We start from the raw sequence: 20334 nt of genomic DNA on the forward strand, positions 1-20334 counted from the left end.
AAAAAAACACATAATGTCAACAATTGCTCAACAATTCGGCATGACCGAAGCATTAGAAATTCTTGGAGTAAAAGCTATTAATGAAGGAACTTCTACAGGAAATAATCATTTTTCAAATGGTGAAATTATTGAAAGCTACTCGCCAGTTGATGGTCAACTAATAGGAAAAGTAAAAACAACTACCGCAGAAGATTACGAAAAAGTAATGCAAACGGCAACAGCTGCTTTTCTTACTTTTAGAGCTATGCCAGCTCCACAACGTGGAGAAATTGTACGTCAATTTGGAAACAAATTAAGAGAATTAAAAGAACCATTAGGGAAATTAGTTTCTTATGAAATGGGGAAATCGTTGCAAGAAGGATATGGTGAAGTTCAAGAAATGATTGACATCTGCGATTTTGCAGTAGGTTTATCACGTCAATTAAACGGACAAACTATACCATCAGAACGCCCAGGTCACGTTATGAGAGAACAATGGCATCCAATTGGAGTTGTTGGAATTATCTCTGCGTTCAACTTTCCAGTAGCTGTTTGGTCTTGGAATACAGCATTAGCATGGATTTGTGGTGATGTTTGTGTATGGAAAGCTTCTGAAAAAGCGCCATTATGCTCTATTGCTTGTCAAAATATTATTGCAGAAGTTTTAAAAGCAAATAATTTACCAGAAGGTATTTCATGTATCATCAATGGAGATTATAAAGTAGGTGAAATGATGACTACTGATGCTAGAATTCCTTTAATTTCTGCAACAGGTTCAACAAGAATGGGTAGAATTGTTGGTGCAACTGTAGCACAACGTTTCGGAAAATCTTTACTAGAATTAGGTGGAAACAATGCCATTATTATTACTCCAACAGCTGATTTAAAAGTGGTTGTTCCTGGTGCTGTTTTTGGTGCTGTAGGAACAGCTGGTCAACGTTGTACTTCTACAAGAAGATTAATCATTCACGAATCGGTTTATGATAAAGTAAGAGATGCCATTGTTGGTGCTTATGGTCAGTTAACTATTGGAAATCCATTGGATCAAAAAAATCATATCGGACCATTAATTGATACAGATGCAGTAAACACTTATTTAGCTGCAATTGAAAAAGCAAAAGCTGAAGGTGGAAAAGTATTAGTTGAAGGTGGAGTACTTTCTGGCGAAGGTTACGAATCGGGTTGTTATGTAAAACCAGCAATTATTGAAGCTGAGAACTCTTTTGAAATCGTTCAACACGAAACTTTTGCACCAATTTTATATTTAATGAAATATAGTGGTGAAGTTGAAAATGCAATTGCAAAACAAAATGGTGTTGCTCAAGGATTATCGTCTGCAATTATGACTAACGAAATGAAAGAAGCTGAAAAATTCTTGTCTTTTGCAGGTTCAGATTGTGGAATTGCCAACGTAAATATTGGAACTTCTGGAGCTGAAATTGGTGGTGCTTTTGGTGGTGAAAAAGAAACTGGCGGCGGAAGAGAATCGGGTTCTGATTCTTGGAAAGTATATATGAGAAGACAAACAAATACTATCAATTATTCAGATCAATTGCCATTGGCTCAAGGAATTAAATTTGATTTGTAATCTTTAGAGCATAGAAAAAAGATAATAGAATATAGACAAAAAAGTCCCGATAATCTCGGGACTTTTTTTTTCGTATAATTTCAACCTATTTTGAATTCGTGAAAATTCGTGCAATTCGTGTCTAAACTATTTTGTCTTCTTAACGTATTGCGTTAAAATGAAAATACTTTGGTTTTCAACACGACCTTCAATAAGGTTAGCATCGTCCCAAACTAATTTTATATTATGAACAGCCGCACCACGTTTTGCAGTGAAAGTTGCTCCTTTTACATCTAAATCTTTTATTAAAACAACAGAATCACCATCCAATAAAACATTTCCATTAGAATCTTTGTGAACAATTTTTCCTTCGTCATCATCGGCTTCACCAGTTGCTTTTGCCCATTCAAGAGCATCTTCATCAAGATACATCATTTCTAACATATCCATGTTTTTTAAACGTGCATGCATTCTCCATGAAACAATTTGAACCGGAAGATTTTCATTCCACATGCTATCACTTAAACCACGCCAATCGTTTGGATTCATGGTTTCAGGATTTTGAATTTGATCTCTTAATGATTTTGTAATTAAAATACAATTTTCTGGAGTAGCTTCAGTTTTTGGTTCTACTAAATAGACTACCAAATTTTCATCGCTTCCACTAATTTCACATAATGAACCGCTTCTGTCTTTTAATCTTTTTTCTGTAACAACACTCATTTTGTATGGTTTTTATAAGTTGAATGAAGCACCAATTTGAAACACAAACTGATTATTGAATCTCTCATATCCAATAGTGTTTGAATCATATTTCGCTAGAGGAATTCCAGCTTCTGTGTAAATTCCAAAACCTTCTGTAAAGAAATATCTTGCACCAAGATGAGCACCAAAATTCCTTAAACCTAAATCTAAACCTGGGTAAACATCTAACTTGTCACTAATATTCAAAACATTTCCAATATTGGCATTGAAACGTGCTTTAGCATCAAATTTATCAGCAAATTTAGGTGTTCCTGCTTTGGTTGTAGTATTCAATAAATAAGAAGTTGTAAATCCATAAGAAATATTTTCTCCTGCTCCAAAATCAATAGTCGCAGCAATTCCAGTTCCATATTCTTGCATCGTCGCACCAACTTGAAATTTTTTATCTCCTTTTCCTTTAAACGCTTGCGAATTTGCAAAACTTGCAGTTAACACAAGTAATAATGTAATAACTCTTTTCATAATTTCTGTAAATTTTAGAGTGCAAATATAATAGTTTATTAATTTAATTACGTCCTTTTTCAGTGTGATACAAATGGTTTAAAGGTTCGCTTTGCCAAAATTCTTTAGAATCTACATCCATAATTGTCAAAGGTCCTTTAAATGCAGCTCCAGTATCTACATTCCAAATACAAGCTTTTTTGATTGGAATAGTTTCACCAATTCTTGTTACAGGAGTATGACCAATATAAATTTCATCATATAAAGTCAATCTTCTTGGATAAAACCAACTTGTTTTTTCTAAGTTTTCATTCAACGATAACGCAGTTTCCCACAATGTTCTATCCCAATAAAATAATTTCGGAAAATATTCATAAGCAATGCCATTCATATTGGTAAAACCAGCATGAATAAACAACCTGTTTTTATCATCTAAATAATAGTTTTCCAATAACTTTAAAAATGCAACATGTTTCAACTTTGTTGCTTCAGAAATTGTTGAATAGGCAATAACAGTAGCTTCTCCACCATGTTTATACCATTCTCTGTTATCGGTGCTGTTTTCAAGCCAATCTAAAAGGAGTTCGTCGTGATTTCCTCTGATGAAGATGCATTTTTGTTTTTGACCTAAATCAATCAAATAATCTATAACCTGAGGCGATTGACTCCAGCCATCAACATAATCACCTAGAAAAATTAAAGTATCGTTTATGGTAACATTAGCACGCTCCATTATTTGATGCAACGCTCGTAAACCGCCATGTATATCTCCAATTACTAATGTTCTATTCATTTTGTTTATTATATTTCACTTTCCTCAAAACTCGCATTACTTCTTTAAAATTCACATAAACAGTTGTAAATGAATGCAATTTCAATAAAGGTTTAGCTTCAATTAATTTCTGTTTGGCATCTTCAAATCCGTTGAGGTAACAAATCATTAGAGTGGATGGCAAATTAATCAAATCTTTATGTTCTCTATCAGATAATTCGATTCCTTTTTGCAATTTGTTCAACAAAGATAAATTAGAATTATAAATATGAAACAAAACTTTTCGATTGTATTGTGGTGGTTCAAAAAGCATTTCGGTTTCTATTTTATAATAGCCATTATCAAAGAAAGATAACTTTTGTTGTTCCAAAGGATAATAACTTGTTTTGTCATTCAATCCCAAAGGCACATATTCGGTTATCGTAAATGTATTTTCGTCATAATCAATCGTCACATCATCTTGAGCCGAATAAAACAACTTAATTTGCTCGTTTACCAATTCGATATCAACTCGTGTAAAAAAGGTTTTATCTCTATTTTTTTTCGGAATTCCTGCCCAACAAATCACAAACAATTCCTTAAAAACCTTATACTTTGATGGCATATCCTTGTGACGATTATTTACAAAATCAATTACGCCATCAAGTGTATTAGAAATGCTATTTCTAGAGCTATTTTCAATGCTTAAAACTGTTTCAATATTTAGTTTAGAATAGGGTATTTTTTCATCCGTAGGTATGGTATTGCTTCCTCTTCTTACAAAAGTGGCATTGGCCAAAATGGTATGAATATTTTTCTTAAAATAAGAAGTTTTAGATTTGGGTTTTATAGTTACCAATCCAACAACTTTATCTCTTGGCAAATTTGGAAAAGGAACATTTTCATACTGAATTTTAGGTGGATTTTCCAAAAAAGCATTTACCAAATTCTGAATGCGACTGTCGTCAAAAAAATCATCGCCAGTTATTTCGTTATTCTCATCTTCAACACCAACAACGATATAAGAATTATTAGAAGGATTAGAATTAGACAAAGCGCAAATATGTTTCAAAAACTTAGCTTTTCCTTCTTTGGTATGCAAGTTCAACTGCCGTTTTTTATCATAAAAACTGCACTCATCATTGTGAGCCAGTAAGTTTTTGATAAGTAGGCGTTTGTTTATCATATTTTAGTGATCAGTATTCGGTGTTCAGTATTCAGTGACTGCCAACTGAATACTGAACACTGCCAACTAAATTTAAGGTACTTTATTTCCCATGCTTTCTGTCCAAATGGTGAACCAATCTAGGTTGTCTAAAGGTAATTCAATGGCTTTCATTAATGCTTGAATTCGGGCAATATTTACAGTTCCAGCAACAGGAATAACTTTGGAAGGATGTTTTAAAATCCACGAAAGTAAAATGGTATCTGAACCAACACCATATTTTTCAACTAATTGTACCAAAAGTTTTTTTAATCGTCTTGTTTGCTCAATATCTTCTCTAAAAACGGTTCCTAGCGGATTCCAACTCATAGGTCTAATCTTGTGCGTTTGCATGTAATCTAAACTTCCATCCAACATGGCTTCATAATGTGTTGCCGAAAATTGAATTTGATTATAACTAACTTCCGTTTTACTTCTAATTAGTTCAGTTTGCGAATTAGTAAAATTAGATAATCCAAAATCTATGATTTTTCCTTCTGATTTAAGTTTTTCAACCGCTTCAGCAATTTCATCAGCAACCATCAACGGACTTGGACGATGCAAAAGCAAAACATCTAAATAATCCGTTTGAAGTTTTTTTAACGAATTTTCTACACTCCAAATGATGTATTCTTTCGAGTAATCGTAGTGTTTGATTTTATTAGTTCTACTTCCTTCAAGTTGGATACCGCACTTCGAAATTAATTGCAATTTTTCTCTTGAAATTTTGCTTTCGCCAAATGCTTTTCCAAATTGCTCTTCTGTAGTGTAACCACCATAAATATCGGCATGATCAAAAGTGGTAATTTTATTTTCGATACAAATGTTTATCAAATGGATCATTTCTTGTGTGTTGAGTTTTTTATCCCAAACACCCCAATTCATCGTTCCAGCAATTACAGGTGATAATGTTGTTTTTCTCATAATTGAAATTAAAACTCTAAAATTACTAAAACAAAATCATAAATCATCCTTAAAAACCAGAATTAGAGGCAAGTTTTAACGCATTGTTAACATTCTATTCGTGTTAAAATCTTCAATTTTGAAATGTTAAAATTTTATAGTTAATTGTGCCTCGAAAAAAATAGAATTTATGGAAGAAAATGTTGCTGCTTTAGATATTAGAGCCATCAATGAAAAGATAGAAAGAGAAAGTGCTTTTATTGACTTATTGACCATGGAAATGAACAAAGTCATTGTGGGACAAAAGCACATGGTAGAGCGATTGTTGATTGGACTTTTAGGTCAAGGACATATTCTTCTTGAAGGTGTTCCAGGATTGGCAAAAACCTTGGCAATTAACACCTTATCTCAAGCGGTTCAAGGAAGTTTTAGTCGTATTCAGTTTACACCTGATTTGCTTCCGGCCGATGTTGTGGGAACAATGATTTACAACATTAAAGCCAATGAGTTTTCAATAAAAAAAGGACCAATTTTTGCAAATTTCGTTCTTGCAGATGAGATTAATCGTGCGCCAGCAAAAGTACAATCAGCTTTGCTTGAAGCAATGCAAGAAAAACAAGTGACTATTGGTGATACTACTTTTAAATTAGAAAGACCATTTTTAGTTCTTGCAACACAAAACCCAATTGAGCAAGAAGGAACGTATCCATTACCAGAAGCACAAGTCGATCGTTTTATGCTTAAAACAGTAATCGATTATCCAAAAATGGATGAAGAACGATTGGTAATTCGTCAAAATTTGAAAGGTTCTTACGAAAAAGTAAACGCTGTTGTCTCGGTAGAACAAATTTTGCGCGCTCAAGAAGCCGTTCGCGAAGTATATATGGATGAGAAAATCGAGAAATACATTCTTGACATTATTTTCGCAACACGTTTCCCAGAAAAATATAAATTAGAATCTTTAAAACCATTAATCAGTTTCGGTTCTTCTCCTCGTGGAAGTATTAATTTGGCAACAGCGGCTAAATGTTACGCATTTATCAAACGCCGTGGTTATGTAATTCCAGAAGACGTTCGCGCCGTTGTTCACGATGTTTTGCGTCACAGAATTGGAATCACCTACGAAGCCGAAGCCGAAAACGTAACTTCAGTTGACATCATCAACAAAATCGTTAACGAAATAGAGGTTCCTTAATCTTTTTTCTTTAAAAAAAACTTAGTGCCTTTGCGCCTTTGTGGCAAAAACATGGAAACAAAAGACCTACTAAAAAAAGTTCGTAAAATAGAAATCAAAACCCGAAGATTGAGTGATCATATCTTTTCGGGTGAATATCATACGTCGTTTAAAGGACGCGGAATGACTTTTTCTGAAGTGCGACCTTATCAATTTGGTGATGATGTTCGTTCTATCGATTGGAATGTGACCGCGCGTTACAACGAGGCACACGTAAAGGTTTTTGAAGAAGAACGCGAATTAACTATGATGTTAATGGTTGATATTTCGGGTTCAGAAAGTTTTGGAACTAAAAATCAGTTGAAAAGCGAAATCGTAACCGAAATTGCCGCGACGATGGCTTTTTCAGCAACTCAGAATAACGACAAAATTGGTTTGATTTTGTTTTCCGATGCCATCGAATTGTATATTCCACCAAAAAAAGGAAAATCACACGTACTCCGAATCATTCGTGAGTTAATCGAATTTCAACCCAAAAGCAGAAAAACCGATTTATCACAAGCCTTGAAGTTTTTATCATCAACCCAAAAGAAGAAAGCCATTGTATTTTTGATTTCCGATTTTATGGTAGACGATGATTACGAAAAAACACTGAAAATAGCAGGAAAAAAACACGACATCACCGGAATTCGAGTATATGATGTTCGTGAAGAAACAATGCCAAACATTGGTATAGTCGAAATGGAAGATGCCGAATCGGGTGAAATTATGGTTGTGGATACGAGTTCTAAAAATGTTCGATTGAATTACGAAAAAAACTACCAACAGAAAGTTGGTTATTTTAAAGATATTTTCTCAAAATGCGGTTCAGGAACAGTAAATACTCGTGTCGATGAGAGTTATGTAAAAAAATTATTGGGTTATTTTAAATCCAGAGGATAAATGAAATTCAAATTATATATATTATTTTTTCTACTAACAACGTCACTTTTTGCCCAAAAAGTCACGACTTCTATTGATTCTACTAAGAAAAAAATAGGAGCCGAATTCAAGTTGACTTTAAAAGCATCAGTGAATAAAACAGATAAAGTTGTTTTTCCAAAAGCTAAGAATTTTGGAGCTTTAGAAGTTATAGAATCTTATAAAATAGACACGATTAAATCGAATGACAAATACGAATTAATCAAGAAATATGGGTTGACTCAATTTGATTCAGGAAAATATACTATTCCAAGAATTCAAATTTTAATCAACGGAAAACCTTCTTTTTCTGATAGTTTAAAAGTTGAGGTTGCTGATGTAAAAGTCGATACCTTAAAACAGAAAATGTATGAGATAAAAGATATTATTCCAGTTGAAACCTCAAGCGATTGGTGGAAATATCTTTTGGGAATTTTACTTTTAGTTGGCTTAGGATTTCTAGCGTTTTGGCTTTTCAAAAAGTACTACAAAAAACCCGAAAAAGTAGAAGAAATCGTTTACACTTCTCCAATTGAAAAAGCAACATCTTTATTGCAACAATTAGAAAGAAAAGAGCTTATTCAGCGTGGTGAAATAAAAAATTATTATTCTGAATTAACTGATATTGCTAGAACTTACATCGAAGAAGAGATTCACATTCCAGCCATGGAAAGCACCACTTCGGAGTTAATTGTGAGTTTGAGAAACGTTGCCAAAAATAAAAAATTAAAACTTTCTAAAGAAATACTTGAAAATTTAGAAAAAGTATTACAACAAGCCGATTTAGTAAAATTTGCTAAAGTAAAGCCACTTGATTTTGAAATCGAAGAAGATAAAAAGCGAATTACAAGTACAATTGTAACCATTCATAAAGCTATTCCAGAACTAGTTGAAGAAAAAGATGAATTAGAGGAGTGGAATGAAGAGCAAAAACAAAAAGCATTAGCTAAAAAAGCATCAGAACAAAAAATAAAACGCATCAAAAACGCAGTCTTTATTACAGTTTTGGTTCTTGCATTAGCTGTTGGAATAACGTCTGCAATAAAAGGATTCGACTTTGTCAAAGATTTTGTTTTAGGTAACGAGACCAAAGAACTAGTAGAAGGCGAATGGGTTTTAAGTGAGTACGGAAATCCTGGAGTAATTCTCGAAACTCCTAAGGTTTTAAAAAGAATTGACGCTAAAAAATCACTTCCAAGAGAATCGTATGCTATACTAAAAGAAATGCAATTGTTTGAATATGGTGCTTTAAATCAGAAGCTATTTATTGGCGTTTCTACTATTAAATTCAAAGATACAACCGATATTAAATTTGAAACGGTTTTAGACGGAATTACTAAAAATTGGGAAAAACTTGGAGCACAAAATATGCTTTTCAAACAAGAAGAATTCAATACAGGAAAAGGAGTGACTGGTGTAAAAGCTTATGGAACAATGACTGTTTTTGATAAAGAAGAGGATGAAAGTGAGAAAATGTATTATGAGATTTTATTGTTTAAACAAGATGGTGGTTTGCAACAAATAATAGTTGCTCAAAGAGATGGTGATGTTAATGGAGAGAAAATAGGTAAGAGAATTATTAATTCTGCCGAATTAAAACAAGCACAATAACAATGGAAAAAATAAGTTTTTTAAATCCTGAATTTTTTTGGTTGTTTTTGCTAATTCCTTTTGCAATAGCTTGGCTTTGGTGGAAAAACAAAGAACAAACAGCTACTCTAAAAATAAGTTCTGTTAAAGGATTTAAAGGGTCTAAATCAATTTTGGCAAAACTAAAACCTCATTTATCAGGATTAAGAGTCTTGTCTTTATGTTTTTTAATCATCGCTTTAGCTCGACCTCGAACAGTTGATATTAGTAATCAAACCAAGACAACTAAAGGAATTGATATTGTTATGGCAATTGACCTTTCTAGCAGTATGTTGGCAAAAGATTTGAAACCTAACAGAATGGAAGCGTTGAAAGAGGTAGCGGCCAATTTTGTTGACGGACGTCCGAACGACAGAATTGGCGTTGTAGTTTACGCAGGCGAAGCTTACACTAAAACACCTGTTACAAGCGATAAAGCTATCGTAAAACAAGCCATTTCAGATATTAAATTTGACAACGTACTCCAAGATGGAACTGGTATTGGAATGGGATTGACCACAGCAGTAAATAGGTTGAAAGACAGTAAAGCCAAAAGTAAAATCATCATTCTTTTAACTGACGGTGTAAACAATTCAGGATTTATAGAACCAGAAACAGCATCAGAAATTGCAAAAGAATACGGAATAAAAGTGTATACAATTGGATTAGGAACTAATGGAATGGCCGAATTTCCTTATGCTTATGCTCCAAACGGAAGGGATTTTTTATATAGAATGTTGCCTGTAGAAATTGACCAAGAACTAATGAAAACAATCGCAAAAAATACAGGAGGAAAATATTTCAGAGCAAATAATAATAGTAAATTAGAAAGTATATACAACGAAATCAATAAACTAGAAACAACTGAAATTGAAGAATTGAAATACTATGATTACGACGAAAAATACAGATTATTCGTTATTATCGCAGGAATATTATTATTGATAGAAATCGCATTAAGAAACACAATTTTTAAAAGTTTTATATAAAATCAGAACAAATAAGGTTTAGAATTAGAAAGTAAATCTAATATCTAATATCAAAAATCTAATATTTAATGTACGAATTAGAAGAAAAAGGTTATTTATATTTATTATCCATCATCCCAATATTGGTGGTGCTTTTTCTCTATGTTCAATTTTGGAAAAGAAAAAAGCAGAAAGAATTTGGAGATTTAGATTTGATTCAAAAATTGAGTCCAGAGAAATCTACTTTCAAGCCGATTTTGAAAATGGTTTTGTTTTTATTAGGACTTACGTTTATTATTATCGGATTGGTTAATCCTAAAATGGGAACTAAAGTTGAAAAAGTAAAACGCCAAGGAATCGATATCGTTTTTGCGGTTGATGTCTCTAAAAGTATGCTTGCAGAAGATGTAGCGCCTAATAGATTAGAAAAAAGTAAACAATTGGTTTCACAATTAATCAATCAATTAGGAAGTGATAGAATTGGAATTATTGCCTATTCAGGAAGTGCTTTTCCGGTTTTACCAATGACTTCAGATTATGCTGTAGCAAAAATGTTTCTTCAAAGTATGAATCCGGCAATGATTTCTTCTCAAGGAACTTCTATAGACCAAGCTATTGACTTAGCCAATATTAAGTTTTTTGACAAAAAAGACAAAACAAATAAGTTGTTGATACTAATTTCTGATGGAGAAGACCACACAGATAATGCAGAAACAGCCGCAGAAGACGCTCAGAAGAATGGAATCAAAATCATAACCATTGGAGTAGGAACAGAAAAAGGAGGTCCAATTCCGTTGAAAAGAAATGGCGTTGTTGAGAGTTTCCAACGTGACAAAGACGATCAAGTTGTTATCACTAAAAGAAATGCTGAAATACTTTCTAAAATAGCTAACAGTTCAAAAGGTGGATATATTGATGGAAATTCAACCAAAGTTGTAGTTGATTACGTAAAAAAAGTGATTGATAATACAGAAAAAACTGAATTTGGCGCTACACAAATGGCCGATTTAAAATCACAGTTTCAATGGTTTTTAGGTTTTGGGTTTTTCTTATTGTTTTTAGACACATTTTTATTGGAAAGAAGAACCAAATGGGTTAGAAAAATGAATTTATTTAACGAAACAAAGTAGAGATGCGATTTATCACGTCTAAATAAAAATGAAAAAATTAATTACATATTGTCTAATCCTAATCTCTTTTGCAACAAAAGCACAAGAGAAAGATAAGTTTTTGCCAAAAGGAAACGAAGAATTTGCAGAAAAAAAATATGCCGATGCTGAAGCAAATTATAGAATTTCACAATCTAAATTCAAGAAAAAAGCAGTTTCCTCTTATAATTTAGGCACATCAATTTATAAGCAAAATCAACATTCTGAAGCAAAATACCAATTTGCAAAAGCCATTCAAGATGCTAAGACAAAACCCGAAAAACACAAAGCCTTTCATAATCTTGGAAATGTTTTGATGAAAGAAAAAGAATATCAAGGTGCTGTTGATGCTTATAAAAACGCATTGAGAAACAATCCAAACGATGAAGAAACTCGATACAATTATGCTTTGGCAAAAAAAATGCTAAAAGACAATCCACCACCAGAAAAACCTAAAGAGAATAAAAAAGACCAAGAGAAAGATAAAAAAGAAGAGAAGAAGGAGCCGGAAAAAGATAACGATAAAAACAAGGACAAAAATAAAGATAAAAAAGAAGGAAACGACAACAAAGACAAGGACAAAGGGAATCAACCTAAACAACCTAAACCGTCTAGCGCCTCAAAACAACGAATAGATAATTTGCTTGACGCTGTGAACAACGAAGAGAAAAAAGTTCAAGAAAAAGTAAATGCTCAAAAGGCATTAGCAAATCCGCAAAAGCCAGAAAAAGACTGGTAATGAATATTACTTTGAATAACTATACTGAATAAATTCAGAAAAAATGAAACGAATATTTTTAATAGTATATATATTTTCTCAATCTCTTTGGGCTCAACAAGTACGATTTGAAGCCTCAACAGATAGAACAACTTATGCATTAAATGAAAATATTGAACTTGCTTTTACTATGAATGTAGATGCAGATAACTTTGAATTACCAGTATTGAATGATTTTAGAGTACAAGGACCCTTTATATCGATAGCAAAATATGATATAAATGGACGAGTTGCTTTTCAAAAAAGATATAAATATTATCTAATTCCCAAAAGAAAAGGAGTTTTTGTAATTAAGGAATCACAAATTGAATTCAATGGTAAAATATATAAAAGCAACATATTAAAAATCAAGATTGTTGATGAAATTAAACAACAAAATAATCCTTTCCAAAATGGTGGAACTATTCGTGTTGAAGATAATTTATTCTTGGTAGCAGACATTTCTAAAATTAATCCCTTTGTAAACGAACCAATTACAGTAGTTTACAAACTTTATTTTAGTTATAATATAGGAATAATGAATTGGCAAGAATTAAGCAAACCTAAATATAAAGATTTTTGGAGTCAAAATATTGATGTCAATCAAATTCCTGGAGAGGAACTATTTAAAGGAGAAAAATTCAGATATCTTATTATTAAAAAGGTTGTTCTATATCCACAGAAAGCTGGCAATCTTCAAATTGAACCAATTTCTTTAGATGTAGATTTAGAGGTTCCTACTGGAAGAGAAGATAGATATGGAAATTATGAAGTAAGAAATCAAACGAAAAGAGTTTCTGCTGGAAGTAAAGTAATAACTGTAAAGTCTCTACCTGAAGCTGGAAAACCTGCAAATTTTACTGGTGCAGTTGGTAAATTTAATTTCAGTGTTCTTCCATCCAAAACAACTTTAAAAAATGGAGAATCTCTTGACTTAGACATTAAAGTAACAGGAGTTGGAAACTTAAAATTATTCAATTTACCAAAGCCAGTGGTGCCCTCCGAACTTGAAATGTATGATCCAGAACATTCAGAAAATGTTTCCACGCCATTATCTGGAATGACAGGAAGTATTTCCGATAGATATACCATTATTCCGCAATCTAAAGGAAATTTTCCTATCAAAGGTTTGGAGTTTTCTTATTTTGATCTTTCAACTGGAGGCTATAAAACAATTGCTTCTCCAAACATTATGTTGAATGTTTTGGATGGACCAGGAGTTGTAAATTCTAATGTAAATTCTGCAGATGCTACCTCAAAAACTGTAGCAACACCTTCAAAATCATTCGCCTTTATCAAACAAAAAACGGATTTAGAAAGTATAGAATCAGACGATTTTCTAGGTTCAGGATTATTTTATGGATTGCTATTTTTGCCGTTTTTACTAATTCCAGTTCTAGTTATTGTTAAAAAGCGAAAAGACACGCAAAATGCTGATATTATTGGTAATAAAACCAAAAGAGCTAATGCTTTAGCTAAGAAATATTTATCGGAAGCCAAAAAACAAATCAATAATAAAGAGCCATTTTACATTGCATTAGAAAAAGCAATGCACAATTTCTTGAAAGCCAAATTAAATATCGAAACTTCAGAAATGAGTAAAGATAAAATCACTGAAATTCTGCTTTCGCGAAATGCAAATTCAGAAACGGTGACAGAATTTATAACCTTGACCGAAAGTTGTGAATTAGCTCGATATGCGCCATCAACAAGCACTATAATTCATCAAGATTATGACAAAGCTGTTGAAATAATTTCAAGTTTAGAAAAACAAATTAAATAGTAATCATGAAGAAGTTTTTTTATCTATTTCTATTTATTTATGCATCTGTTTTTGCAACGGATATTTCTAATCCTTTTGTAGATGGGAATATCCAATATAACGATGGAAAATATGAAGCAGCGATTACAAGCTACGAAAGTGTTTTGGCAAATGGTCAACAATCGGCTGAGTTGTATTTCAACCTTGGAAATTGTTATTATAAATTGCATAAAGTTGCACCAGCCATTTACAATTACGAAAAGGCTTTACAACTAAATCCGAACGATCCAGAAATTCAAACCAATCTAGATTTTGCACGAAAAATGGCTATTGACGATATCAAAATCATTCCAAAAGTAGGTTTCGATAAATTAATTTCTGATTTTACTTCATGTTATCGCTACGACACTTGGGCTTGGATTGCCGTCGTTTTTGGATTTGTGTTTTTAGCGTTCTTTATTGGATATTATTTCTCACCAACTGCTTTTAAGAAGCGTATTTATTTTACAGGAATGTTTGTGGTTTTGTTGTTGTTATTAACTTCTGTCTTCTCCGCATTTTTTGAAAAGAACCGATTAGCAACTGAAAAAACAGCAATAGTTTTTGCTGAAACAGCATCAGTAAAAGGCGAACCAAAAGCATCAAGCCCAGAAACGATTTTACTTCACGAAGGAACAAAAGTGTACATTCTAGAAAGCATCGCCAACTGGAAAAAAGTACAACTTACAGATGAAACTACAGGTTGGATTAGTGATGAAGCAATTAAAGAGCTTTAATTAGTTTTAAGTGAGCAGACTACTGAACACTAGTTTTCAAATCCTTAAACCAATCGGTTAAAACAGGCAACATAAATTCAGAAGTTTTTAAAATTGGATTGAAAAAGATTGAATTCTCTTGGGTTTCTTTACTTACTAAAGCATCATTAATATTCACTTTTTGGAACAAACTCAACACAATACCTAACAATAATGTGGTTTTCAAGACGGCAAAAAATGCGCCACCCAATTTATTCAACCAACCTAAAAATACAAAATCAGCAATTTTAGAAAATACTTTTGCTAACAAGTGAATCGCAATTACCACGATAAGTAAAGTAATTATAAATGCTGCAACTTTCGCCGTTTTACTATCACCAATAAAACTTCCAACAACATAAGAGAATTTTACCGCAATATAAATTCCAACAAAAAACGAAATCAATGAAGCCAATTCAACAAACAATCCATTTCGCAAACCTTTAAAAGCTGCAAAACCCAACAAAACTGCAAAGATAATATCGATAAATCCCATAAATTTAATAAAAGTGAGCGGTAAAGATATAAGAATATAGAAAATAGAACAAAGAGAAAAGATGGTAAATGTGATATATTTGCAAACTAATAGAAAATTGTAGTTGAAAAGTCTATTTTCTTTTCTCTATTTTCTTTTCTCAAAATAAAAAAAATGTCTCGAGATATACAACTAAAAGAACGATGGGAAAAAGTCGTTGAAATCCTTTCCAATCAATTTGCCGAAGGAGAACAACTTGACTTAGATGCAATAATATACTTAATTGGAGTTCAAGAACTTGGAAAATTCCAACAGTTATTTAAAAAAGACGAAAAAGTAAACCTAATGCACATTGCCATTTGTAGATTATTAGAACCTTATGGTTACTACGAATTCGAATTTTTCGATAAAGACGGATGGCCACATTACAAAGTAAAAGAAGAATTACCACCATTAAAAGCAGGAGAACAAACCATTTTAATGAAAGATGCCATTGTAAATTACTTCGTTGAGAAAGAACTTATTAAGTAATTAGTAAAAAGGGATAAGTAATTAGTCTATTGAGAGGATAAAATATTTTTCTGCTATTAACTATTTACTCTTCACTTTTTTATTCACTAATCACTAAAAAAACTTAAATTTGCACCTTCAAAGAACGAACGATGATAGACAAGATTAAACAACATATTGAAGAAGCTAAAGCATTTAACGATAAAAATAAAGAATCGTTAGAGCAATTTCGTATAAAATATTTGGGGAGTAAAGGATTGTTGAAAGAACTTTTTAATGAGTTCAAAAACATTCCAAACGACCAAAAGAAAGACTTCGGACAAGTAATTAATACACTTAAAGCTGTTGCCGAAGAAAAGGTAAAAACCATTCAAGAAGAGCTAGAAAGCAAAGAGGAAGTTAAAGGTTTTTATGGCGATTTGTCACGTCCAGGTGAACCTATTCAAATTGGTTCTCGTCATCCTATTTCATTAGTAAAAAATCAAATTATTGATATCTTTTCAACCATTGGATTCAATGTTTCTGAAGGTCCAGAAATTGAAGACGATTGGCATAATTTTACAGCATTAAACTTGCCAGAATACCATCCAGCTCGTGATATGCAAGACACGTTTTTCATTCAAACCAATCCTGATGTTTTGTTGCGTACGCACACATCATCAGTGCAAGTGCGTTACATGGAAAACAACAAACCACCAATTCGTACGATTTCTCCAGGAAGAGTTTTCCGTAACGAAGCGGTTTCATCGCGTTCACACTGTATTTTCCATCAAGTGGAAGGTTTGTATATAGACAAAGACGTTTCATTTGCTGATTTAAAACAAACATTACTTTATTTCACTAAAGAAATGTTCGGAAAATCTAAAATTCGTTTGCGTCCAAGTTATTTTCCATTTACAGAACCAAGTGCCGAAATTGATATTTATTGGGGTTTAAAAACCGAAACTGATTATCGTATCACAAAAGGAACAGGTTGGTTAGAAATTGGAGGTTGCGGAATGGTTGATCCAAATGTTCTAAAAAATTGTGGTATCAATCCTGATGAATTCTCAGGTTTCGCCTTTGGAATGGGAATCGAACGTATCGCAATGCTTTTACACCAAATTGGTGACATCAGAATGTTCTTTGAAAACGATGTTCGTTTCTTAGAGCAATTTAAATCAAGTATTTAATGATTTAAGAATGAAGATTAACGATTTTTGATTTTAGAAGTAAATCTCGAAATCAAAAATCGTTAATCAAAAATCAACAATCAACAATCTAATGAAAGCAGATATTACCATCCCAAAAGTAGAAAACGTTTTCCTAGCTGCCGTTCAAGAATGGAGCGACGACTTTATGGAAAAGGTTTGGTACATCTATTTAGTAAACGATTCTGACTTCAATTTAGACAGCGTAATGGTTGTTTCTAAAGCTTTTGGAACTATTGATGGCGAAATGAAAAAAACGTCGCTTTTGCGTCATGCATTTCCAAATGTGCCATCGGTTTCTGTTGTAAAGATAGAAATGGTTGAAACAAGCGTTCTAAGATTGAACAATGAATTTATGGTGACTTACTTTATTGGTGATACTTTGTATGACAAAAAATTCATCTTCCGTGCCCAAACCATAACTCCAGATTATGTTGAGGAAGTGCCGATTTTGTTTGTTGACGGTGTGATTGTAAGGTAGTTTCTCTATTTTGTCATTTCGACCTTTTGGGAGAAATCACATAAAGTAACTCACAGATTTTATATAATAATGTGATTTCTCCTACGTCGAAATGACTAAGGAATCTACTTCTTAGAAGAATTCTCTCTTTTAGCCTTCTCTTTCCAGCTAAAATATCCTAAAACGAAGATACCTATCACAATATAAGAAACTGCTCTTATGTAGAAATTATTTTCCGAAAGTTGTTGCGAAATAGTTTTTTCTTTAAGCTCAAATAAGGTCATGAAAATAACCATAAAAACACCCCAAAATCCACCCATTTTTAACTGATACTTCCAACGTTCGCTCATCTTAATCTAATTTATCGGTTAGTTTTTTAAATGTACTTTTAGCATCTTTCCCTTCGTACAAAATTTCGTAAACAGCATCAATAATCGGCGTTTTAGCTTTGTATTCTTGGTTTAATTTGTAGGCACTTTTTACGGCATAATATCCTTCGGCAACCATACTCATTTCCATCATCGCCGATTTTACAGTGTAGCCTTTTCCAATCATGTTTCCGAACATTCTATTTCTTGAGAATACCGAATATCCTGTAACTAATAAATCGCCCAAATAAGCCGAATTATTGATATTACGTTTCATTTTATGCACTTTTCGAATGAATTTCTTCATCTCACGAATGGCATTACTCATAATAACCGATTGAAAATTATCACCATAACCCAAACCATGTGCAATTCCTGCAGCAATAGCATAAATGTTTTTTAGCATAGCTGCATATTCAGTACCGATAATATCATCAGAGATTTTAGTTTTGATGTAATTTCCGGCAAGAACTTTGGCTACAACTTTTGCTTTATTTGAATCGCCACAAGCAATTGTTAAGTAAGAAAGTCTTTCTAAAGCTACTTCTTCTGCGTGACAAGGACCAGTAATTACTCCAATATTTTCAAAAGGAATATCAAATTTTTTGTTGAAATGCTCGCCAACAATCAAAAATGTTTCAGGAACAATTCCTTTGATAGCAGAGAAGATTACTTTGCCTTGTAAGCTAAAAGTAAGTTTCTCTAATTCAGCGCTTAAAAAAGCCGATGGAATAGCGAAAATGATATAATCAGCATAAGAAACAGCTTCATTAATATCGGAAGTTAATCGCAATTTATTAGTATCAAATTCTACTGAACTTAAATAATTTGGATTGTGTTTTTGAGATTTTATATGGTCAATTGCTGATTGATTTCTCATGTACCATGCAATTTCGTCTAAATTGACGCACAACATTTTTGCAATTGCAGTAGCCCAACTTCCGCCACCAATCACTGCAAATTTTGGATATTGATTCATTATTAGTTTGTTTGATAATCCAAAAATACTGAAATTTATTTAAAGCAATGCGATTGCATTAGTTTAAGATTATTAAGGAAAGATATTGTTAAAAATTAATTTAACTTAAAATTATGATATTCAGCACAATAACAAGAAATAATGGCCGTTATTACTAAATATGATTTCTGTTAGGTGATTTCATAAGTTTAGTTAGTTAAAAATTTTGTTTTGGGGTTTGAGAAAGGCGTTCAGGAAGTATATCTTGAACGCCTTTTGAATTTATGCTGAACTTGTTTCAGTATCTAATCACTATTTACTTTTCACTTATCACTAAAATTAGTAACTCATTTCCACAATTTCTCTAACTTTTTCTAAAGTGATGTTTTGCTTTTCACCCATCGCTTTCCAACCTCTTTCTTCGAAACGATTTACAATAAAATCGGCTGTTTTTTCAATATTTTCTGCGTTTTCAGAGATTTTGGTTTTCATTCCCATGGTGTGGAAAAATTCAATAGTTTTTTCGATGGCTTTTTCAGCTTTTTCTTCTACAGAATTTCCTGTGATGTTCCAAACTCTTTCGCCATATTGTGCTAGTTTGTCTTTCTTGGTTTCAAACATTACTTTGTATAAGTTCGGACCAATAATCGCTAAAGTTCTTGCGTGATCAATTTCGTATAAAGCCGTTAATTCGTGACCAATCATGTGGGTTGCCCAATCACTCGGAACACCTTTTTGAATCAATCCGTTTAACGCCATTGTTGCGCTCCAAACGAAATTAGAAGCTAATTTATAATCACTAGGATTTTCAACAACACTTGGACCAACTTCGATTAAAGTTTTCAAAATGCTTTCTGCAAATCTATCTTGTAATAAAGCATCGTGTTGAAACGTTAAATATTGTTCCATAACGTGTGTGAACGCATCAACAACACCATTTTGCAATTGTCTTTTTGGTAAAGAAGTAATCACAGTTGGATCAACAATTGAGAACTTTGGAAACAAAGCACTTCCACCAAGAGTCAGTTTTTCATGAGTTGCTTCAATAGTTACTACAGCACCAGAATTCATTTCTGAACCTGTTGCCGGTAAGGTTAAAACGGTTCCAAACGGAATCACTTGGGATAAATCGGTAAATAAGATTCGTTTTCTTAAAATATCTGCTTCATCGCCTTCAAATTTCGAAGCTGCAGAAATAAATTTCACTCCATCGATAACGCTTCCGCCACCAACAGCTAAAATAAAATCGATTTTTTGCTCGCGAATAATTTCAACCGCTTTCATCAACGTTTCAAATCTTGGATTGGGTTCGATGCCACCAAATTCAACGATTTCAAATCCTTTTAAAGCTGAGGTTACGGCTTCGTGAACGCCATTTTTAAAGATACTTCCGCCACCATAAGCCAATAAAACTTTGGCGTCTTTTGGAACTAATGTAGCTAATTTTTCTGTTTGTCCTTTGCCAAAAACATAATTGACAGGATTGTATAATTCGAAATTGTTCATTGTAAAAATATTTAGAGTACAAATTTACGAAACGATTGAACGAACAAGTGGTAAAGGAATGTTAA

21 protein-coding genes are annotated in these 20334 nt (G+C 32.6%); 12 read left to right on the plus strand and 9 right to left on the minus strand.

Annotation, left to right across the window (positions count from 1 at the left end):
- Window positions 1-13 precede the first annotated feature (13 nt).
- The gene (amaB, locus tag ACYU7A_RS00355; protein ID WP_460573342.1) at window positions 14-1567 is read left to right on the plus strand and encodes an L-piperidine-6-carboxylate dehydrogenase; all 1554 of its coding nucleotides are present in this window, start codon (window positions 14-16) and stop codon (window positions 1565-1567) included.
- 126 nt (window positions 1568-1693) lie between these two features.
- On the opposite strand, the gene ACYU7A_RS00360 is transcribed toward amaB, so the two are convergent.
- The 5 genes from ACYU7A_RS00360 to ACYU7A_RS00380 form a co-directional block, all read right to left on the minus strand.
- Window positions 1694-2269 (minus strand): PhnA domain-containing protein, encoded by a 576-nt coding sequence (locus ACYU7A_RS00360; protein WP_344815746.1) that lies wholly within the window; start codon window positions 2267-2269, stop codon window positions 1694-1696.
- Between the two features lie 12 nt (window positions 2270-2281).
- Window positions 2282-2773, minus strand: a complete 492-nt coding sequence (locus tag ACYU7A_RS00365) for a DUF6646 family protein (protein WP_460573345.1) — start codon at window positions 2771-2773, stop codon at window positions 2282-2284.
- A gap of 43 nt (window positions 2774-2816) precedes the next feature.
- Entirely contained in the window at window positions 2817-3545 is a 729-nt protein-coding gene (locus ACYU7A_RS00370) for a metallophosphoesterase (protein ID WP_460573347.1), read from the minus strand.
- The gene (locus ACYU7A_RS00375; protein WP_460573349.1) at window positions 3538-4689 is read right to left on the minus strand and encodes a DUF5929 domain-containing protein; all 1152 of its coding nucleotides are present in this window, start codon (window positions 4687-4689) and stop codon (window positions 3538-3540) included. Before ACYU7A_RS00375 ends, ACYU7A_RS00370 begins: the two co-directional genes overlap by 8 nt.
- Before the next feature lie 72 nt (window positions 4690-4761).
- Window positions 4762-5631: an aldo/keto reductase gene (locus ACYU7A_RS00380; protein ID WP_460573351.1), complete on the minus strand. Its 870-nt coding sequence runs from the start codon at window positions 5629-5631 to the stop codon at window positions 4762-4764.
- 169 nt (window positions 5632-5800) lie between these two features.
- On the opposite strand from ACYU7A_RS00380, the gene ACYU7A_RS00385 reads away from it, so the two are divergent.
- From ACYU7A_RS00385 to ACYU7A_RS00420, 8 genes are all read left to right on the plus strand, one after another.
- Entirely contained in the window at window positions 5801-6805 is a 1005-nt protein-coding gene (locus ACYU7A_RS00385) for an AAA family ATPase (RefSeq protein WP_460573353.1), read from the plus strand.
- A gap of 51 nt (window positions 6806-6856) precedes the next feature.
- Window positions 6857-7726: a DUF58 domain-containing protein gene (locus ACYU7A_RS00390; protein WP_460573355.1), complete on the plus strand. Its 870-nt coding sequence runs from the start codon at window positions 6857-6859 to the stop codon at window positions 7724-7726.
- The gene (locus ACYU7A_RS00395) at window positions 7727-9355 is read left to right on the plus strand and encodes a BatD family protein (protein ID WP_460573357.1); all 1629 of its coding nucleotides are present in this window, start codon (window positions 7727-7729) and stop codon (window positions 9353-9355) included.
- Between the two features lie 2 nt (window positions 9356-9357).
- Window positions 9358-10362, plus strand: a complete 1005-nt coding sequence (locus ACYU7A_RS00400; RefSeq protein WP_460573359.1) for a vWA domain-containing protein — start codon at window positions 9358-9360, stop codon at window positions 10360-10362.
- A 68-nt stretch (window positions 10363-10430) separates the two neighbouring features.
- A complete protein-coding gene (locus ACYU7A_RS00405) occupies window positions 10431-11471 on the plus strand; it encodes a VWA domain-containing protein (RefSeq protein WP_460573361.1) in 1041 nt (346 codons plus the stop codon).
- Between the two features lie 28 nt (window positions 11472-11499).
- Window positions 11500-12228 (plus strand): tetratricopeptide repeat protein, encoded by a 729-nt coding sequence (locus tag ACYU7A_RS00410; protein ID WP_460573363.1) that lies wholly within the window; start codon window positions 11500-11502, stop codon window positions 12226-12228.
- Between the two features lie 43 nt (window positions 12229-12271).
- Window positions 12272-14029 (plus strand): BatD family protein, encoded by a 1758-nt coding sequence (locus ACYU7A_RS00415; RefSeq protein WP_460573365.1) that lies wholly within the window; start codon window positions 12272-12274, stop codon window positions 14027-14029.
- Window positions 14030-14034: 5 nt separating this feature from the next.
- Window positions 14035-14784 carry a tetratricopeptide repeat protein gene (locus ACYU7A_RS00420; RefSeq protein WP_460573367.1) on the plus strand — a complete coding sequence of 250 codons (750 nt, stop codon included), beginning with the start codon at window positions 14035-14037 and terminating at the stop codon, window positions 14782-14784.
- Between the two features lie 19 nt (window positions 14785-14803).
- Here ACYU7A_RS00420 and ACYU7A_RS00425 read toward each other — a convergent pair whose 3' ends face one another.
- Window positions 14804-15298, minus strand: a complete 495-nt coding sequence (locus ACYU7A_RS00425) for a CvpA family protein (RefSeq protein ID WP_460573369.1) — start codon at window positions 15296-15298, stop codon at window positions 14804-14806.
- 153 nt (window positions 15299-15451) lie between these two features.
- Between ACYU7A_RS00425 and ACYU7A_RS00430 the strand changes: the two genes are divergently transcribed.
- The 3 genes from ACYU7A_RS00430 (at window position 15452) to ACYU7A_RS00440 (ending at window position 17458) form a co-directional block, all read left to right on the plus strand.
- The gene (locus ACYU7A_RS00430) at window positions 15452-15808 is read left to right on the plus strand and encodes a hypothetical protein (protein ID WP_396144907.1); all 357 of its coding nucleotides are present in this window, start codon (window positions 15452-15454) and stop codon (window positions 15806-15808) included.
- Window positions 15809-15939: 131 nt separating this feature from the next.
- Window positions 15940-16959, plus strand: coding sequence for a phenylalanine--tRNA ligase subunit alpha (gene pheS / locus ACYU7A_RS00435; RefSeq protein ID WP_298303417.1), 1020 nt, complete (start codon window positions 15940-15942; stop codon window positions 16957-16959).
- Window positions 16960-17050: 91 nt separating this feature from the next.
- On the plus strand, window positions 17051-17458 hold the full coding sequence (locus tag ACYU7A_RS00440) for a hypothetical protein (RefSeq protein ID WP_460573372.1): 408 nt from the start codon (window positions 17051-17053) through the stop codon (window positions 17456-17458).
- A gap of 104 nt (window positions 17459-17562) precedes the next feature.
- Here ACYU7A_RS00440 and ACYU7A_RS00445 read toward each other — a convergent pair whose 3' ends face one another.
- The 3 genes from ACYU7A_RS00445 to ACYU7A_RS00455 form a co-directional block, all read right to left on the minus strand.
- Window positions 17563-17787, minus strand: a complete 225-nt coding sequence (locus tag ACYU7A_RS00445) for a hypothetical protein (protein ID WP_460573374.1) — start codon at window positions 17785-17787, stop codon at window positions 17563-17565.
- Window position 17788: 1 nt separating this feature from the next.
- Window positions 17789-18784 carry an NAD(P)H-dependent glycerol-3-phosphate dehydrogenase gene (locus ACYU7A_RS00450; RefSeq protein ID WP_460573376.1) on the minus strand — a complete coding sequence of 332 codons (996 nt, stop codon included), beginning with the start codon at window positions 18782-18784 and terminating at the stop codon, window positions 17789-17791.
- A 318-nt stretch (window positions 18785-19102) separates the two neighbouring features.
- The gene (locus ACYU7A_RS00455) at window positions 19103-20269 is read right to left on the minus strand and encodes an iron-containing alcohol dehydrogenase (RefSeq protein WP_460573378.1); all 1167 of its coding nucleotides are present in this window, start codon (window positions 20267-20269) and stop codon (window positions 19103-19105) included.
- Between the last annotated feature and the right edge of the window lie 65 nt (window positions 20270-20334).

The sequence above is a fragment of the Flavobacterium koreense genome (assembly GCF_054776075.1).

What these genes read in the sequence shown, in the direction of transcription:
- amaB (WP_460573342.1), top strand. Translation starts at nt 14, where the DNA reads ATGTCAACAATTGCTCAACAATTCGGCATGACCGAAGCATTAGAAATT.
- ACYU7A_RS00360 (WP_344815746.1), bottom strand. Translation starts at nt 2,269, where the DNA reads ATGAGTGTTGTTACAGAAAAAAGATTAAAAGACAGAAGCGGTTCATTA.
- ACYU7A_RS00365 (WP_460573345.1), bottom strand. Translation starts at nt 2,773, where the DNA reads ATGAAAAGAGTTATTACATTATTACTTGTGTTAACTGCAAGTTTTGCA.
- ACYU7A_RS00370 (WP_460573347.1), bottom strand. Translation starts at nt 3,545, where the DNA reads ATGAATAGAACATTAGTAATTGGAGATATACATGGCGGTTTACGAGCG.
- ACYU7A_RS00375 (WP_460573349.1), bottom strand. Translation starts at nt 4,689, where the DNA reads ATGATAAACAAACGCCTACTTATCAAAAACTTACTGGCTCACAATGAT.
- ACYU7A_RS00380 (WP_460573351.1), bottom strand. Translation starts at nt 5,631, where the DNA reads ATGAGAAAAACAACATTATCACCTGTAATTGCTGGAACGATGAATTGG.
- ACYU7A_RS00385 (WP_460573353.1), top strand. Translation starts at nt 5,801, where the DNA reads ATGGAAGAAAATGTTGCTGCTTTAGATATTAGAGCCATCAATGAAAAG.
- ACYU7A_RS00390 (WP_460573355.1), top strand. Translation starts at nt 6,857, where the DNA reads ATGGAAACAAAAGACCTACTAAAAAAAGTTCGTAAAATAGAAATCAAA.
- ACYU7A_RS00395 (WP_460573357.1), top strand. Translation starts at nt 7,727, where the DNA reads ATGAAATTCAAATTATATATATTATTTTTTCTACTAACAACGTCACTT.
- ACYU7A_RS00400 (WP_460573359.1), top strand. Translation starts at nt 9,358, where the DNA reads ATGGAAAAAATAAGTTTTTTAAATCCTGAATTTTTTTGGTTGTTTTTG.
- ACYU7A_RS00405 (WP_460573361.1), top strand. Translation starts at nt 10,431, where the DNA reads ATGTACGAATTAGAAGAAAAAGGTTATTTATATTTATTATCCATCATC.
- ACYU7A_RS00410 (WP_460573363.1), top strand. Translation starts at nt 11,500, where the DNA reads ATGAAAAAATTAATTACATATTGTCTAATCCTAATCTCTTTTGCAACA.
- ACYU7A_RS00415 (WP_460573365.1), top strand. Translation starts at nt 12,272, where the DNA reads ATGAAACGAATATTTTTAATAGTATATATATTTTCTCAATCTCTTTGG.
- ACYU7A_RS00420 (WP_460573367.1), top strand. Translation starts at nt 14,035, where the DNA reads ATGAAGAAGTTTTTTTATCTATTTCTATTTATTTATGCATCTGTTTTT.
- ACYU7A_RS00425 (WP_460573369.1), bottom strand. Translation starts at nt 15,298, where the DNA reads ATGGGATTTATCGATATTATCTTTGCAGTTTTGTTGGGTTTTGCAGCT.
- ACYU7A_RS00430 (WP_396144907.1), top strand. Translation starts at nt 15,452, where the DNA reads ATGTCTCGAGATATACAACTAAAAGAACGATGGGAAAAAGTCGTTGAA.
- pheS (WP_298303417.1), top strand. Translation starts at nt 15,940, where the DNA reads ATGATAGACAAGATTAAACAACATATTGAAGAAGCTAAAGCATTTAAC.
- ACYU7A_RS00440 (WP_460573372.1), top strand. Translation starts at nt 17,051, where the DNA reads ATGAAAGCAGATATTACCATCCCAAAAGTAGAAAACGTTTTCCTAGCT.
- ACYU7A_RS00445 (WP_460573374.1), bottom strand. Translation starts at nt 17,787, where the DNA reads ATGAGCGAACGTTGGAAGTATCAGTTAAAAATGGGTGGATTTTGGGGT.
- ACYU7A_RS00450 (WP_460573376.1), bottom strand. Translation starts at nt 18,784, where the DNA reads ATGAATCAATATCCAAAATTTGCAGTGATTGGTGGCGGAAGTTGGGCT.
- ACYU7A_RS00455 (WP_460573378.1), bottom strand. Translation starts at nt 20,269, where the DNA reads ATGAACAATTTCGAATTATACAATCCTGTCAATTATGTTTTTGGCAAA.